General features: G+C 62.6%; 14 protein-coding genes. 5 read left to right on the forward strand and 9 right to left on the reverse strand.

The genetic code is table 11. The annotated features are described in order from the left end of the window. Positions 1–15: 15 nt before the first annotated feature. On the reverse strand, positions 16–1668 hold the full coding sequence (gene ctaD, locus A9K65_RS27605; protein ID WP_013532779.1) for a cytochrome c oxidase subunit I: 1653 nt from the start codon (positions 1666–1668) through the stop codon (positions 16–18). Between the two features lie 38 nt (positions 1669–1706). Then, positions 1707–2723, reverse strand: coding sequence for a cytochrome c oxidase subunit II (gene coxB, locus A9K65_RS27610; RefSeq protein ID WP_032809847.1), 1017 nt, complete (start codon positions 2721–2723; stop codon positions 1707–1709). 259 nt (positions 2724–2982) lie between these two features. Between coxB and A9K65_RS27615 the strand changes: the two genes are divergently transcribed. Together A9K65_RS27615 and tldD are read left to right on the forward strand one after the other, a co-directional pair. Next, a complete protein-coding gene (locus A9K65_RS27615) occupies positions 2983–3537 on the forward strand; it encodes an invasion associated locus B family protein (RefSeq protein ID WP_013532781.1) in 555 nt (184 codons plus the stop codon). 157 nt (positions 3538–3694) lie between these two features. Then, positions 3695–5107 (forward strand): metalloprotease TldD, encoded by a 1413-nt coding sequence (tldD, locus tag A9K65_RS27620; protein ID WP_024503610.1) that lies wholly within the window; start codon positions 3695–3697, stop codon positions 5105–5107. Positions 5108–5132: 25 nt separating this feature from the next. On the opposite strand, the gene A9K65_RS27625 is transcribed toward tldD, so the two are convergent. Continuing rightward, positions 5133–5426, reverse strand: a complete 294-nt coding sequence (locus A9K65_RS27625; protein ID WP_064995143.1) for a hypothetical protein — start codon at positions 5424–5426, stop codon at positions 5133–5135. 393 nt (positions 5427–5819) lie between these two features. On the opposite strand from A9K65_RS27625, the gene A9K65_RS27635 reads away from it, so the two are divergent. After that, on the forward strand, positions 5820–6479 hold the full coding sequence (locus tag A9K65_RS27635) for a transglutaminase-like cysteine peptidase (protein WP_064995142.1): 660 nt from the start codon (positions 5820–5822) through the stop codon (positions 6477–6479). 16 nt (positions 6480–6495) lie between these two features. On the opposite strand, the gene A9K65_RS27640 is transcribed toward A9K65_RS27635, so the two are convergent. Next, complete coding sequence (locus A9K65_RS27640; protein WP_064995141.1) at positions 6496–7737, reverse strand: class I SAM-dependent RNA methyltransferase; 1242 nt, start codon at positions 7735–7737, stop codon at positions 6496–6498. Then, positions 7734–8498: a TlyA family RNA methyltransferase gene (locus tag A9K65_RS27645; RefSeq protein WP_063167676.1), complete on the reverse strand. Its 765-nt coding sequence runs from the start codon at positions 8496–8498 to the stop codon at positions 7734–7736. The genes A9K65_RS27640 and A9K65_RS27645 overlap by 4 nt, the downstream gene beginning before the upstream one ends. Before the next feature lie 326 nt (positions 8499–8824). Here A9K65_RS27645 and A9K65_RS27650 point away from each other — a divergent pair, with 326 nt between their 5' ends. Together A9K65_RS27650 and A9K65_RS27655 are read left to right on the forward strand one after the other, a co-directional pair. Next, on the forward strand, positions 8825–9820 hold the full coding sequence (locus A9K65_RS27650; RefSeq protein WP_032809851.1) for a sterol desaturase family protein: 996 nt from the start codon (positions 8825–8827) through the stop codon (positions 9818–9820). A 20-nt stretch (positions 9821–9840) separates the two neighbouring features. Then, complete coding sequence (locus A9K65_RS27655) at positions 9841–10968, forward strand: GNAT family N-acetyltransferase (protein ID WP_245267692.1); 1128 nt, start codon at positions 9841–9843, stop codon at positions 10966–10968. An 88-nt stretch (positions 10969–11056) separates the two neighbouring features. On the opposite strand, the gene A9K65_RS27660 is transcribed toward A9K65_RS27655, so the two are convergent. The 4 genes from A9K65_RS27660 to A9K65_RS27675 all read right to left on the reverse strand — a co-directional run bounded on the left by A9K65_RS27660 (position 11057) and on the right by A9K65_RS27675 (position 14781). Next, complete coding sequence (locus A9K65_RS27660; protein WP_064995140.1) at positions 11057–11350, reverse strand: hypothetical protein; 294 nt, start codon at positions 11348–11350, stop codon at positions 11057–11059. A gap of 148 nt (positions 11351–11498) precedes the next feature. Then, the gene (dxs, locus tag A9K65_RS27665; RefSeq protein WP_064995139.1) at positions 11499–13412 is read right to left on the reverse strand and encodes a 1-deoxy-D-xylulose-5-phosphate synthase; all 1914 of its coding nucleotides are present in this window, start codon (positions 13410–13412) and stop codon (positions 11499–11501) included. 142 nt (positions 13413–13554) lie between these two features. After that, positions 13555–14475, reverse strand: coding sequence for a pirin family protein (locus A9K65_RS27670; protein WP_064995138.1), 921 nt, complete (start codon positions 14473–14475; stop codon positions 13555–13557). A gap of 39 nt (positions 14476–14514) precedes the next feature. Continuing rightward, entirely contained in the window at positions 14515–14781 is a 267-nt protein-coding gene (locus tag A9K65_RS27675; protein ID WP_013532791.1) for a DUF2277 domain-containing protein, read from the reverse strand. Positions 14782–14858 lie beyond the last annotated feature (77 nt).

Genomic DNA, 14858 nt, shown 5'->3' on the forward strand with positions numbered 1-14858 from the left:
GAGCGGGCAGCCGCCTTACTTGATCTTCGGCAGCTGTTCCCACTGGTGGAAGGGCGGCGGCGAAGGCAGCTGCCATTCGAGCGTCGTTGCGCCCTCGCCCCATGGGTTGGCGCCGGCGATCCGCTTCTTCTGGAAGGCCTCGAACACGCCATAGAGGAAGATCAGGACGCCGACGGCCGAGATATACGAGCCGATGGACGACACATAGTTCCAGCCGGCAAACGCATCGGGGTAGTCGATGGTGCGGCGCGGCATGCCGGCGAGACCGAGGAAGTGCTGCGGGAAGAAGATCAGGTTCACGCCGACGAAGGTGACCCAGAAATGGGTGTTGGCGATGACGGGCGAATACATGTAGCCGGTCATCTTCGGGAACCAGTAGTACCAGCCGGCGAAGATGGCGAACACCGCGCCCAGCGACAGCACGTAGTGGAAGTGGGCGATGACGAAATAGGTGTCATGCAGCGAGCGGTCGAGGCCGGCATTGGCCAGCTGGACGCCGGTGACGCCGCCGATGGTGAACAGGAAGATGAAGCCCAGCGCCCACAGCATCGGCGTCTTGAACGAGATCGACCCGCCCCACATCGTCGCGATCCAGGAGAAGATCTTCACGCCTGTCGGCACCGCGATGACCATGGTGGCGAAGACGAAGTAGCGCTGCGTGTCGAGCGACAGGCCGGTCGTGTACATGTGGTGCGCCCAGACGATGAAGCCGACGGCGCCGATCGCCACCATGGCGTAGGCCATACCGAGGTAACCGAACACCGGCTTCCTCGAGAAGGTCGAGATGACGTGGCTGATGATGCCGAAGCCCGGCAGGATCAGGATGTACACTTCAGGGTGACCGAAGAACCAGAACAGGTGCTGGAACAGGATCGGGTCGCCGCCGCCATCGGGCGCAAAGAAGGTGGTGCCGAAATTGCGGTCGGTGAGCAGCATGGTGATGCCGCCGGCCAGAACCGGCAGCGACAGCAGGAGCAGGAAGGCGGTGATCAGCACCGACCAGGCAAACAGCGGCATCTTGTGCAGCGTCATGCCAGGCGCGCGCATGTTGAAGATGGTGGTGATGAAGTTGATGGCGCCGAGGATCGACGAGGCACCGGCAATGTGGATCGACAGGATCGCCAGATCCATGGCCGGCCCGGGCTGGCCCGAAGTCGACAACGGCGGATAAAGCGTCCAGCCGCCACCGACGCCATAGGCACCCGGTGCGCTCGGCATGAACATCGAGGTGAGCAGCAGGATGAAGGCCGGCGGCAGCAGCCAGAAGGAGATGTTGTTCATGCGCGGGAACGCCATGTCCGGCGCGCCGATCATGATCGGGACCATCCAGTTGGCGAAACCGCCGATCAGCGCCGGCATGACCATGAAGAAGATCATGATCAGGGCGTGCGCGGTGGCGAAGGCATTGTACATGCTCTTGCCGCCGTCGATCGCGGCGTCACCGTTCATGCCGTAGACCATCTGCGCCAGACCGCTGAAGATCTGGATGCCAGGCTCCTGCAGCTCCATGCGGATGGCGACCGACAAGGCGCCGCCGATGATGCCGGCCATGATCGCGAAGATCAGGTAGAGCGTGCCGATGTCCTTGTGGTTGGTCGAATAAACCCAGCGCACCCAGCCGTGATAAGGCTTGTGGTCGTGCCCGTCGTGAGCTGCAGCGTCTGCCATGTTCCGCTCCGTTCCCTAAATCTTGCTAACCCGCGGCATCAGTTGCCGGCGGCCGCTACCTTGTTCTGGCCGTCGACCTCGGCCATCAGCGTCTTGTTGGCGCCGGGCAGGTCGGTCTTGGCTGCCGCCAGCCAGGTCTTGAACTGCGCGTCGGAGACGACGCGGATGGCGATCGGCATGAAGGCATGGTCCTTGCCGCAGAGCTGCGAGCACTGGCCGTAAAAAATACCTTCCTTCTCCGCCTTGAACCAGGTCTCGTTGGTGCGACCAGGAACGGCGTCGATCTTGATGCCGAACGACGGCATGGCGAAGGAGTGGATCACGTCGGTCGCGGTGACGAGCACGCGGGTCATGGTGTTGACCGGCACGACCAGTTCGTTGTCGACGGCCAGCAGGCGCGGGTAGACCTTGCGGTCCTCCTTGCCGGCAGCGGCGCGTTCGGCGTCCTGGAGGATCGCGGAGTTGAAAGAGAGCGTGTTGTCGGTCTGGTACTCGTAGTCCCAGTTCCACTGGTTGCCGGTCGCCTTGACGGTCAGCTTTGCTTCTTCCGGCGGCGTGTATTGCGCGGTCAGCAGCTGGAACGAGGGGATAGCGATGAGGAGCAGGATGACGACAGGTCCGATCGTCCAGATCAACTCGATCCACGTGTTGTGGCTGGTCTTGGACGGAACCGGGTTGGCGCTCGCGCGGAATCTGATGATGCAATAGGCGAGAAGAATCAGCACCAGGATGGTGATCGGGACGATGAACCACATTGTGTAGTTCCCGAACCACTCGATCTGCCGCATCATGTCGGTCGCCGGCGCCTGGAAGGTTGTCTCCCAGTTCTTGGGCTGGTCGGCATGGGCGGATGCGCCGGCGAAAAACGTGATAGCGGCACAAGCACTTAGAAACTTGGCACTTGCTGGAACCTTGGCGTTTGCCAGGAAATTTCTCATCGCCCTCATCGTCTCCCAGTTCCTCGCTGTGGTACCCACGAGAATAACGAACAATGCCGGGACGGGAATCCCGACAGTTTCAAGCTGGTTCAAACCATACTCTTTTTCCCTCCGCAAGAAAGGAGCGGACGAAACCGTGCGGCATTTTTGCGCGCAAGCCCGGATGTGCCTTTGGAGGCAGCCGCGGCAGCCCCGAATCGCCTACATTGAACCCACAGCGGCATTCCCGCGGCGCGCACGTGCCGAACGTCGCAATTCGGGCGAAATTGGCAGGGAAAAGCGCCGTATTGGCTTTTTCGGGGCAGACCTGGTGCGGTCTCGTCCTTTACTTGGCTTTGGCGCGGCTTAAAGTGCCGTGATTCGCAATGGAGCCGTCATGAATTACTGGCTTTCGAGAAACTCTCGGTTTTCGAGAAACTGGGCGAAGGTCATCTTTTTCGCCGCCCTGTCTGGCATCGGCTTATCCGCGATCGTGTCCGGCACGGCGAACGCCGCGCAACCGAGCGGTACCGTTCGCTCGACGCATGGCGCATGGTCGATCATCTGCGACACGCCGGCCGGTGCCACCTCGGAACAATGCGTGATGATGCAGAACGTCGTCGCCGAGGACCGTCCGGAGATGGGACTGTCGGTCGTCGTGCTGCGCACCGCCGACAACAAGGCGGAGATCCTGCGCGTGCTGGCGCCGCTCGGCGTGCTTTTGCCCAACGGGCTTGGCCTCAATGTCGACGGCAAGGACATCGGTCGCGCCTATTTCGTGCGCTGTTTCCAGGACGGCTGCTATGCCGAGGTTATCCTCGAAAAGCCGCTTCTCGACACGCTGAAGACCGGCACGTCGGCCACCTTCATTGTCTTCCAGACCCCGGAAGAAGGCATCGGCATCCCGGTCGACCTCAAGGGTTTTGCCGACGGCTTCGCCGCCCTCCCCTGAAAGCCCGGCGACATCACCGGCTTCATCAACCAGAAGTGACGTCGACGGTCTGCTGGCAAACCGCTTTTGTCTTCACAATGCGGCTGAGCGATTGTCTCGGCGCACCTTCGCGCCTACATCGTGGCAAAGACCCATTCCTCCTGTGAACGGACGCGCCATGAACAGCCTGATCGGCCAATTCGACATTTCAGACGATCGCATCAAGCAGATCGTCGCCGAAACCATCAACGGCGCCGATGACGGCGAGCTGTTCCTCGAATACAGCGAGAGCGAAGCGCTGATGTTCGACAATGGCCGGCTGAAGACCGCCAACTTCAACACCGACCAAGGGTTTGGCCTGCGCGCGGTTGCCGGCGAAGCCAGCGGCTATGCCCATTCCAGCGATCTCTCCGAAGCTTCGCTGCTGCGCGCGGCCGATGCCGTTTCGACCGTCAAGGGCGGCTATTCCGGCACGCTTGCCGCCGCACCCGCCCGCACCAACCGCCATCTCTATGGCGAAGAGAATCCGATCCCCTCGCCCTCCTTCGAGGCCAAGGCAAAGCTCCTGCAGGAAATCGACGCCTGGCTGCGCGCCGAGGACCCGCGCGTGCGGCAGGTTTCGGCATCGCTCGCCGCATCCTGGCAGCATGTCGAGATCGTGCGCGCCGACGGCCAAATGGTGCGCGACATCCGCCCGCTTGTCCGCGTCAACGTCTCCGTCGTTGTCGGCAATGGCGACCGCCAGGAGAGCGGCTCCTACGGCATGGGCGGCCGCAAGGCGTTTGGCGAATTCCTGGTCGAGGACAGCTGGAAGCACGCCGCCAAGGAGGCGCTCAGGCAAGCTCTGGTCAATCTCGAGGCGATACCGGCGCCGGCCGGCACTTTCGACATCGTCTTGTCCAGCGGCTGGCCGGGCGTCATGCTGCACGAGGCCGTCGGCCATGGGCTGGAAGGCGATTTCAACCGCAAGAAGACCTCGGCCTTCGCCGGACTGCTCGGCCAGCAGGTCGCCGCCAAGGGGGTGACCGTCGTCGACGACGGCACGATGCCCGAGCGGCGCGGCTCGCTGACAGTCGACGACGAAGGCACGCCTTCAGCCCGCAATGTGCTGATCGAGGACGGCAAGCTGGTCGGCTACATGCAGGATCGCCAGAACGCCCGGCTGATGGGCATGAAGGCAACCGGCAACGGCCGCCGCGAAGGCTACGCACACCAGCCGATGCCGCGCATGACCAACACCTATATGACGGCGGGCGACATGGAGCCGGACGAAATCATCGCCTCGGTCAAGAACGGCATCTATGCCGTCTCCTTCGGTGGCGGCCAGGTCGACATCACCTCGGGCAAATTCGTGTTCGGCTGCACCGAGGCCTACATGATCGAGAACGGCAAGGTGACGCAGCCGATCAAGGGCGCGATGCTGATAGGCAACGGTCCGGACGCCATGCATCGCGTCTCGATGATCGGCAACGACATGAAGCTCGACACCGGCATCGGCATGTGCGGCAAGGCCGGACAGGGCGTGCCGGTCGGCGTCGGCCAGCCGCATCTGCGCATGAACCAGATGACGGTGGGCGGCACGCGGGTCTGAGTGAACGGCCCAACTGGCCGGGCCGTTATGCCTTGCCGATAGACCGGCGCGAAGTCGTGTAGAGAATCAGGAAGGCGATGACGCCACCGATCGCATATTTGAACCAAGCACTCAGGTAGTCGACGGTCCCGTCATGGCCGGAGACATACAGCGCAGCTGCGACAAACGTCATGGCCGCGATGCCAAGTGCATAGGACGGCAATAGCCCGGTTCGAGCGATCTTTCGCAAAATCCAGGCGACGAGCGCACCCGAGAGCGCCATCATGAGAGCTGCGCCGGCGCTTACGTTATGCGGCGCCTGACATCGCGCTGCGGACATTTGGCGGGCTCCCAACAGTAGAGGTCGCGGACAGCGCGGTGGTGTCGTCCGCACTCGACCTCGCGAAGAAGGGAATGGATTTCGCAGATGCTCTGCATCTGGGAAATCAGCTCATTGCGTTGGCTTTGCAACCTTTGATCGTAATTTCCTCAAGGCTGCAGAGACGGCGGGATATGACAGCTTGCAGGACGCATGACAAAGGTCCGTCGCTGGCGCCTGATGGTCGCGTCAGACCGAATGCGCCGGCTGATGCTTGCGTTTTCCAGTTTGAATTCCCGGCTGCACCTTGAAGTGAACACAATCGGCATTAGGAAATTGTTAGGTGTTTAACTGCCTGGGCTGCCGTTTCCGCACGAACGCAGTGCCGGCCCTCTGGTTGCGGTGGTGTTGGCAATGCGGCATTTCCCCGGCGTCCTGACCTCCTCTTTCCTGCTTGGCTTCGTTTCGTTGATTGGCGCGACATCGTTGCAAGCCAGTCCGGCGGCGGCACAGTCGACATTGTTCAAGTCGCGATCGACGCAATCTGCCGCAGTTGGTGGAAGCACCAGCGTCCCCTACGGTTGGGTCGATTTCTGCCATCGCCGGCCAAAGGAGTGCAAGGTGCCCGCTCTGCCGGCCGCGAATATCAAGCTGACCGCGCAGAACCTACGCATCCTCAAGCGGATAAATCACAAGGCGAACAGCGCCATCAAACCCGTCAGCAATTTCGATCACTGGGGTACGATGGCGGATCACTGGGACTATCCGGTGGACGGCAAGGGCGACTGCAAGATCTACGCGCTCTACAAGCGCAAGCTTCTTCTGGCAGCGGGATTCCCCCGGCAGGCGTTGCTGATGACCGTGGTGCGCGACCTGGACAATGAAGGCCACACCATTCTGACGGTGAAAACCGACAAGGGCGATCTTGTCCTGGACAATCTGGTCAATGAGATCAGGCCCTGGAACGCGACGGGCTATTACTTCGTGAAACGTCAGTCGCAGCAGAACCCAAACACCTGGGTGTCGATCAACCAACGCGGCGGCACGTCTAAACGACTGTCGCCAAGTTCGTAGGGCCGAAGCCTCCAGGCTATCGCCGCTTCTTCGGCTTCTCCAGCAGTGCCACCGCTTCGACATGCGGCGACCACAGGAACTGGTCGATTGGCGTCACGCTCTTCAAGGCGTAGCCGCCGTCGATGAGGACGCGCAGGTCGCGAGCCAGCGTCACCGGATTGCAGGATACCGCAGCAACGTAGGGAACATCCGAGCGGGCGATCTGCTTCGACTGGTCCTCGGCGCCGGCGCGCGGCGGGTCGAACACCACACCGTCGAACGCATTCAACTCCTTGAACGTCAGCGGCCGGCGGAACAGGTCGCGGCGTTCGCCCGTCACCCGCTTCAAGCCGGTGGCGAAGCGCGATCCACGGTCGAGCGCCGAAAGCGCTGCCGCATCGCCTTCCACCGCATGGACTTCCGACTTCGCGGCCAGGCGCAGAGCAAAGCTACCGCAACCGGCGAAAAGATCCGCCACCTTCTTGGCACGCTTCAGATGTCCGCCGACGATGTCGGCCATCGCCTGTTCGGCGGCCTCGGTTGCCTGCAGGAACGCGCCCGGCGGCAAGGCGACAGCGACGCTGCCGAACATGACCACCGGCTTTTTCGGCTCGATGATGATTTCGTCATCGATGGACAGCCTGGCAAAGCCCTGCGCCATGACGAAGTTAGCCGCGATCCGGCGCTGGTGCTCCCCGAGCTTGCCGGATTCGTGAACTGCGACATCGAGCCCCGAACCGGTCACGGTGACCGCCAGCCGGAACGATTTGGTGGTTGCGCAGACCAATTCGGCGAGCGCCTTCAAGCGATCGAGCGCGGCAACGATCTCCGGCAGCGAGATCGGGCATTCCGATATGGCGACGATCTCCGGCGACAGATGGCGATGGAAGCCGAGCAGCATGCCTGTCTCGGTGCGCCGGGCGGCAAGCACGACACGGCGGCGCGTCTGCGGTGCGCAGGCGACCAGGTCACCGATCTCGCAATCGATGCCCTTGCCCTTCAGGATGTGCGCCACTTTTTCGCGTTTCCACTGGCGATAGGCTTCGGCTTCGAAATGCTGGAGCGCGCAACCGCCGCATTCGGTGAAGTGGCGGCAGGCGGGATCGATGCGCAGCGGCGATGCTTCCAGCACCGCCATCAGCATGGCGCGATCCCTTTCGCGCGCGGCGGTGACCGTTTCACCGGGCAGTGTGAAGGGAATGAACAGATCGCCTGTCTCGGTCTCGGCGACACCGTCGCCCTGGGCGCCAAGTTTCCTGATGCTGAAGCGCGCGCTCATCGGTCCTTGATCCCACCGAGCAGGAATTCGCGATTGCCGTCGCCGCCATCGATCGGCGACAGATGCAGCCCCAGCGAGCGCCAGCCGGGAACGGAGTCCAGCCAATCCTGCAGCAGACCGGCGACACGGGCGGCGTCGAAGGGATCCTTCAACAGACCACCCTTGCCGATCGCTTCCCTGCCGGCCTCGAATTGCGGCTTGACCAGAAACATGGCCTTTGCGCCAGCCTTAGCCAGGCCAAGGGCCGGCGGCAGCGCCAGTTTCAGCGAGATGAAGCTGACGTCGGAGACAATGAAATCCGGAATACGCCCGCCGAGATCGGTGACGGCGAGGTCGCGGGCGTTCAGCCCTTCGATCACCGTCACACGCGGGTCGCCGCCGATATCAGGATGCATCTGGCCATGACCGACATCGACGGCGGTGACATGGGCCACGCCGCGCTCGAGCAACACCTGGGTGAAGCCGCCGGTCGAGGCGCCGATGTCGAGCGCTTCACGGCCGGCAGGATCGAGGCCGAAATGATCGAGCCCGCCGATCAGCTTGAGTGCCGCGCGCGACACATAGCCTTGCGCCGGATCATCGATGGTAACGTGACATTGCGGCAAAACGCTCTGGCCGGGCTTGCGCGCAATGAGGCCGTCGACGGTCACAGTGCCGCGCTCGACCGCGTCGCGGGCACGCGAGCGGCTGGCAAACAGCCCGCGCTGGACGAGCAGGTCGTCGAGCCGCTGGCGTGCGCTGGCTGGCAGAGGCGAATTCATCGGCCTTCATGGCGAAAGCCGACGACGATGGCAAGAGCGCCAGCTGGAAGCATTTCGTCTCCCGTTCCCATCATCACGCTCAGCATCTTGCACGGCGACGATGGTGAGGCGTCCCGTCCCGCCGACCATCCTTATGAATACTCATGCGTTACGCCCGTTGAGACGGATGACCGCCGAAGCATGAGGTCTCACCGCCTGCGGGTAAATACCAACAATCTAGAAAGCCTCATGATTTCTTAACCAATTTTCATCGCATTTGCTTGAGGACTTCAATGTTATGACCGCGACGACGGGAAAACCCGGATGAAGAGGCGGCAACTTTGGAAATGGCCAGCGACATCGTCTACAAGGTTCTTGACCGGATTTCCGGCGCCGGCCTGCTGGCGACCGGACTTCTGTTGCTGACTGCTTTGGCCAGTGCCCTGGTCGCCTACTGGCGCACGGTCGAGAAAAAGAGCTGGAAAGAGTTCTTCGAGTTCGCGGTCCCGCATGAGGTCATCACGCATCCTTCGGCGAAAGCCGACCTTTTGTTCTGGGTGACGCGGAAGGCGCTGATGCCATTCCTCATGCTGCCCGCCGGCGTCGTCTTCGTCAGCGCCGTCGGCTATGCGACGAACTGGTTGCTCTCCACGCTGCTGGCAATCCAGCCGCCTCTGATCGAGGGGCCGGCGGGGCCTGTGACGGTGACGATCTTCACCCTCACCATGCTGCTTGCCTACGACATTTCGTACTATCTCTATCATGTCGCCCAGCACCGCTACCCGGTGCTCTGGGAACTGCACAAGGTGCACCATTCGGCCGAGGTGATGGTCGGCATCACCAAGGATCGCGTCCACCCGCTCGACGAATTGATGAACCGGGCCTGGGACGGCGTCATTCCCGGCATCTGCTTCGGCATCTGGTCGCTGGTGTCGCTGAACCTGGTTGAACTGACGGTCTTCGGCGTCAACGTCTACATCATACGCAACATCCTGATGATGGATTTCGTCAGGCACACGCATTTCAAGATCTCGTTTGGGCCGTTGAACAATCTGATCCTGTGCCCACACTGGCATCAGTTGCACCACAGCACCGACCCGCGCCATTACGACAAGAACTTCGGGCTGCTCTTCTCGTTTTGGGATCGGCTCTTCGGAACTCTGTGCGTTCCGAGACCCGACGAGGACTTCAAATTCGGTTTGATCGAACGCAACGTGCGCGACTACCAGTCGCTCGCAGGCCTCTATGTCATGCCGCTGCAGCGGATGTGGCGGCAGATCGCCAGACATTTCCGCGCCGACAAGCCCGAGCCACAGCAATCGCCGCAGGGGGGCAAGCCATGAACGGACCGGCCGTGTTCCGGATGCAGCAAGCGCACCGGATCGAAATTGCAACCTCGCCAGAGCGACTGGCAGAAATCGCGCCCGCCTGGGCAGCGCTCTGGCAACGCGCCGGCGGCCTCGTTTTCCAGCATCCCGACTGGATCTCGGCCTGGTGGCACACCACACCGCATCAGGACCGCCGCGGCCTCAGGATCGGCCTGGTCTGGAGCGGCGAGCGCCTTGAGGCGGTCATTGCGCTCGCGACCTTCTGGCGCTCGGGCATCCGTATGCTGGAATGGGCGGCGAAGGATCACTGCGACTATGGCGATGTCCTGCTTGCTCCCGATGCAGAGCCACAGATCCTGCCGCAACTCTGGCAACATATCCTCGACGATGGCGGCTTCGATCTTGCGTATCTCAATCGGCTGTTGCCCGATGCTCGATTCCGGACCCTGCTTGGTCCCGCCGCCCCAGGCCAGGGCAGCATTTTGCAGCCGAGCCACCGCAGCGAGGTCAGCTACCGAGTTTCCAGCGCCGGACAACGCGGCGCACAATGGTTTGAAAGCCAGTCGAAGAAAACCCGGCAAAACTATCGCCGTGGTTACAAATTCATGGAGGAAGGCGGCGCGCTGCGTTTCCGCCTGATGGATGCGCACGAAGCCCGCGAGCCGGTGCTGGAACGCGTCGCCGCGCTGAAACGGCTATGGCTCGCAAAACACGGCCGCGTCTCGGACCTGTTCGACGAAGGTTCCCCCGCGCTGCCGGCACTGATCTCGGTTCTGGCCGGGCTTGGGTTGCTGCGCATTTTCGTGCTCGAACGCGAAGACGAGATCATCGCCATATCGATCAATTTCGAGCAGCATGGAACGATGATGGCTTTCGTCACCACCTATGATCCGGCCTTCGAACGGGCCTCGCCGGGCATGGTCTTGATGATGGATTACATCCAGTGGTCGTTCGACAGGGGCTTGACCACGATCGATTTTCTCTGCGGCGGCGAGGATTTCAAGCGCCGCTTTGCGACGCATTCGGTGATCTTGTCGTCAGTGGTGGGTGGACGAAACCTGCGCGGACGCCTTGCCGCCTTGGCAGACCGCGCCCGCCACGCGGCGCAATCCTGGCGCCCCGAGAAACCGGCGCAACAAGCGGAGCTGGTGGCGGCGGAGTAGCAGTGCCGACGCCTTTAGATCACCCGCACAGCGGCAAAGCACGATGAAACGATCGGGCAATCCCGATCAGGGCTTGCTGGTCTCTAGCTCAGAATACGCTTCGCGAAACCGGGCGCTCGACGGCCGGAGACAACCCATCCGCACGCCCTCCCGACGCTTGCTCGCGTGAAGGCTCGATGGCAACCGCAGGTGCAGGAACGGGGGCCGGCAGAACCACCAGTTGCGGCACCTGCTTGAAGGAAAAGCCGCCGCGGATGCCGCCCATCTTGCCGGCGACGATGCCCATGGCCGCCTTTTCAAGGCTGCGATCATAGCGCGTTTCGGCTGCGGCCGGCGCGACGATGACGGCGCAAAGCGCTGCGCCGTACAGAAGCGTTTTCATTGTTGCTGTCTCCCTGCCTGATCACGATCTAGCAGGGCGCCGTTGAAAAACGGCCAAGAGACACGGTAAGCAAAGCGCCAAACGGCAGCGTAAACAACGCGTTAAGAACGTTGGCCGGCAAACTGATTCAAGTCACTGAGACTTTGATTCAGGCGCGCTGGGCGCGAACCGTATGCCCGAGCGCGACGAACACGGTGCGCACGATGCCGGCAGCATCGAGCCCGGCATCGGCATACATCTTTTCCGGCTTGGCGTGGTCGGTGAACGCGTCGGGCAGCACCAGCGGGCGCACCTTCAGGCCGCTTTCCAGCAGGCCTTCATGGGCGAGGAACTGCAGCACATGGCTGGCGAAGCCGCCGACGGCGCCCTCCTCCACCGTCACCAGAACCTCATGCGAGCGGGCCAGCCGCCGGATCAGATCCTCGTCGAGCGGCTTGGCGAAACGGGCGTCGGCGACCGTGGTGGAGAGCCCGGCAGCCCCTAGCTCCTCGGCGGCGATCAGGCAATCCTGCAGCCGTGTGCCGAAGGACAGCAATGCTACCTTGGTGCCCTCCCTGACGATGCGGCCCTTGCCGATTTCGAGCACGGAGCCACGCTCCGGCATGTCGATGCCAACGCCATTGCCGCGCGGATAGCGAAAGGCGATCGGGCCGTCATCATAGCTTGCCGCGGTGCGTACCATGTGGCGCAGCTCCGCCTCGTCGGCCGCCGCCATCACCACGAAGCCCGGCAGTGTCGCCAGGAAGGTGGTGTCGAAGGCGCCGCAATGGGTGGCGCCATCGGCGCCGACGAAGCCGGCGCGGTCGATGGGAAAGCGCACCGGTAATTTCTGGATGGCGACGTCGTGGACGACCTGGTCGTAGGCGCGCTGCAGGAAGGTGGAATAGATGGCCGCGAACGGCTTGTAGCCTTCGGTGGCGAGGCCGGCGGCGAAGGTCACCGCGTGCTGTTCGGCGATGCCGACATCGAAGGTCCTCGACGGGAACGCTTCGCCGAACAGGTCGAGGCCGGTACCGCTCGGCATGGCTGCGGTGACGGCGACGATGCGTTCGTCCTCGCGGCCCTCCTGGACCAGGCTTTCGGCGAACACCTTGGTGTAGGCCGGTGCGTTGGCCGGCGCCTTGGCCTGCGCGCCGGTGATGACGTCGAACTTGTTGACGCCGTGATATTTGTCGGCGGCGGCTTCCGCCGGCGCATAGCCCTTGCCCTTCTGGGTGACGACATGGATGAGCACCGGGCCTTCGCCATTGTCTCGGACATTTTTCAGGACCGGGATCAGATGTTCCAGATTGTGGCCGTCGATCGGGCCGATGTGATAGAAGCCGAGTTCCTCGAACAGCGTGCCGCCGGTGACGTAGCCACGTGCATGCTCGACCGCCCTTGTGATCGCACGATCCGCGCGCTTGCCGAGATAAGACGTCAGTTTTTTGCCGAAATCGCGCAGGCCGATATAGGCCTTGCCGGAGGCCAGCCGCGCCAGATAGGCGCTCATGGCGCCGGTTGGCGGCGCGATCGACATGTCGTTGTCGTTGAGAATGACGATCAGCCGTGCATCGAGTGCGCCGGCATTGTTCATCGCCTCGTAGGCCATGCCGGCAGACATGGCGCCGTCGCCGATGACGGCGATGACATTGTTGCGGCCGCCGGAGAGATCGCGGGCCGCGGCCATGCCGAGGCCGGCCGATATCGATGTCGAGGAGTGGGCAGCGCCGAATGGATCGTACTCGCTCTCGGCGCGGCGGGTGAAGCCGGACAGGCCGCCTTCCTGGCGCAGCGTGCGGATACGGTCGCGGCGGCCGGTCAGGATCTTGTGCGGATAGGCCTGGTGGCCGACATCCCAGATCAGCCGATCATCGGGGGTGTTGAAGACATAGTGCAGCGCCACTGTCAGCTCGACCACGCCAAGGCCGGCGCCCAGATGACCACCCGTGCGGGATACCGCGTCGACCAGCTCGGCGCGAAGCTCGGACGCCAGTTGCGGCAGCTCACTCTCGGCAAGCGTGCGCAGGTCGGCCGGGATGCGGGCCTTGTCGAGAAGCGGCGTATGCGGCGTTGCGTTCACGGTGCTCAGGCTTTCGGTTGATGGGCGAAATAGGCCGCCGGCCGGCGAAAGTAAATGCGTGTCAGTGACGCGGATCAGACTGTGGTCTTTTGCTTCTATGCAGGTCGTTTCCCCAAAACCGGGCCACTTTGGGCGACAGGCATCAGCTTTCCGGCAGCGGAATGAACTCTTCCTCGTCTCCTGGAACGATGTCGAAGCGGCCTGTCTTCCATTCCTCTTTCGCCTGTTCGATACGCTCTTTCGACGACGAGACGAAATTCCACCAGATGTAACGCTTCGAACCAAGAGAGGCGCCGCCGAACAGCATGAAATGCGCCCCGGTCTGCGACGACACGACGATCTCGTCACCGGGACGGAACACCAGCAGCCGTTCGGCTGGGAACACATCGCCCGAAATCGAGACCTCGCCTTCCAGCGTGTAAATGGCGCGCTCTTCCGCATCGGCAGGGATTTTCACGCTGGCGCCGGGCGCCAGGCGCAGGTCGGCGTAGAGCGTCTCCGAATCGGCCCTGACCGGGGACCGTAATCCTTGGAAATCGCCGATGATGAGGCGCCCGTTGACGCCTTCGGCATCAATCTCGGGAAGCCTGACCGCTCCTGTGTTCTCGAACACAGGAGCCACCTCTTCCTTGTCGTCCGGCAGCGCCAGCCATGTCTGCAGGCCGGATACCGACATCGGCGCGCCACGCAGTTCCTCCGGCGTACGCTCCGAATGGACGATGCCGCGGCCGGCGGTCATCAAATTCACGTCGCCGGGCTGAATGACCATTTCGGTGCCGAGGGAGTCGCGGTGCCGGATCTTGCCGTCGAACAGATAGGTGACCGTCGACAGTCCGATATGCGGATGCGGACGGACGTCCAGCGCCTGGCCGGCCCGCAGGATCGCGGGACCCATGCGGTCGAAGAAGATGAACGGACCGACCAACCGCCTTTTTGCCGTTGGCAGGGCACGGCGCACCTGAAAACCACCGATGTCCTTGGCGTTCGGAACGACCATCAATTCGATCTGATCGCTGGCGAACGCATCGCCCACCTCAGGGTCTTTCCCGGGGAAGAAGCTCATGGACTCTCCTTGTCGGTGGTCGAAGGCCGCCTGGCCGCATCAGGCAAAGCGGATGGCCGCCTTTGCCCGCAGCTTGGCCGCCACCTCTTCGCGATTGCGCGGATGCTGATGGGTTTCCAGGGAATCGAGCAGTTCGCGCGCCGAGGCCGCGATGGCGTCGACGGCATGATCGAAGGCGTGCTGGTTCTGCTTCGAGGGTCGCGTCGTTCCGCTCAGCTTGCGGACGAACTGAAGGGCCGCGTCGCGCACCTCGTCATTGGTTGCCGGCGGATCAAAATTGAACAGGGTCTTGATGTTTCTGCACATCGCTTCCGTATCTCCTCTTGTCCTTGAGCTGTTTCAATCGCAACGAGTTATAGCCTCGATCATGATCATGTCCAAAA

The sequence above is a fragment of the Mesorhizobium sp. WSM1497 genome, assembly GCF_001672455.2.
GTDB lineage: Bacteria > Pseudomonadota > Alphaproteobacteria > Rhizobiales > Rhizobiaceae > Mesorhizobium > Mesorhizobium ciceri.

Coding starts and splice junctions, on each gene's coding strand:
- ctaD (WP_013532779.1), bottom strand. CDS start 1,668: ATGGCAGACGCTGCAGCTCACGACGGGCACGACCACAAGCCTTATCAC.
- A9K65_RS27615 (WP_013532781.1), top strand. CDS start 2,983: ATGAATTACTGGCTTTCGAGAAACTCTCGGTTTTCGAGAAACTGGGCG.
- tldD (WP_024503610.1), top strand. CDS start 3,695: ATGAACAGCCTGATCGGCCAATTCGACATTTCAGACGATCGCATCAAG.
- A9K65_RS27625 (WP_064995143.1), bottom strand. CDS start 5,426: ATGTCCGCAGCGCGATGTCAGGCGCCGCATAACGTAAGCGCCGGCGCA.
- A9K65_RS27635 (WP_064995142.1), top strand. CDS start 5,820: ATGCGGCATTTCCCCGGCGTCCTGACCTCCTCTTTCCTGCTTGGCTTC.
- A9K65_RS27640 (WP_064995141.1), bottom strand. CDS start 7,737: ATGAGCGCGCGCTTCAGCATCAGGAAACTTGGCGCCCAGGGCGACGGT.
- A9K65_RS27645 (WP_063167676.1), bottom strand. CDS start 8,498: ATGAATTCGCCTCTGCCAGCCAGCGCACGCCAGCGGCTCGACGACCTG.
- A9K65_RS27650 (WP_032809851.1), top strand. CDS start 8,825: ATGGCCAGCGACATCGTCTACAAGGTTCTTGACCGGATTTCCGGCGCC.
- A9K65_RS27655 (WP_245267692.1), top strand. CDS start 9,841: ATGCAGCAAGCGCACCGGATCGAAATTGCAACCTCGCCAGAGCGACTG.
- A9K65_RS27660 (WP_064995140.1), bottom strand. CDS start 11,350: ATGAAAACGCTTCTGTACGGCGCAGCGCTTTGCGCCGTCATCGTCGCG.
- A9K65_RS27670 (WP_064995138.1), bottom strand. CDS start 14,475: ATGAGCTTCTTCCCCGGGAAAGACCCTGAGGTGGGCGATGCGTTCGCC.
- A9K65_RS27675 (WP_013532791.1), bottom strand. CDS start 14,781: ATGTGCAGAAACATCAAGACCCTGTTCAATTTTGATCCGCCGGCAACC.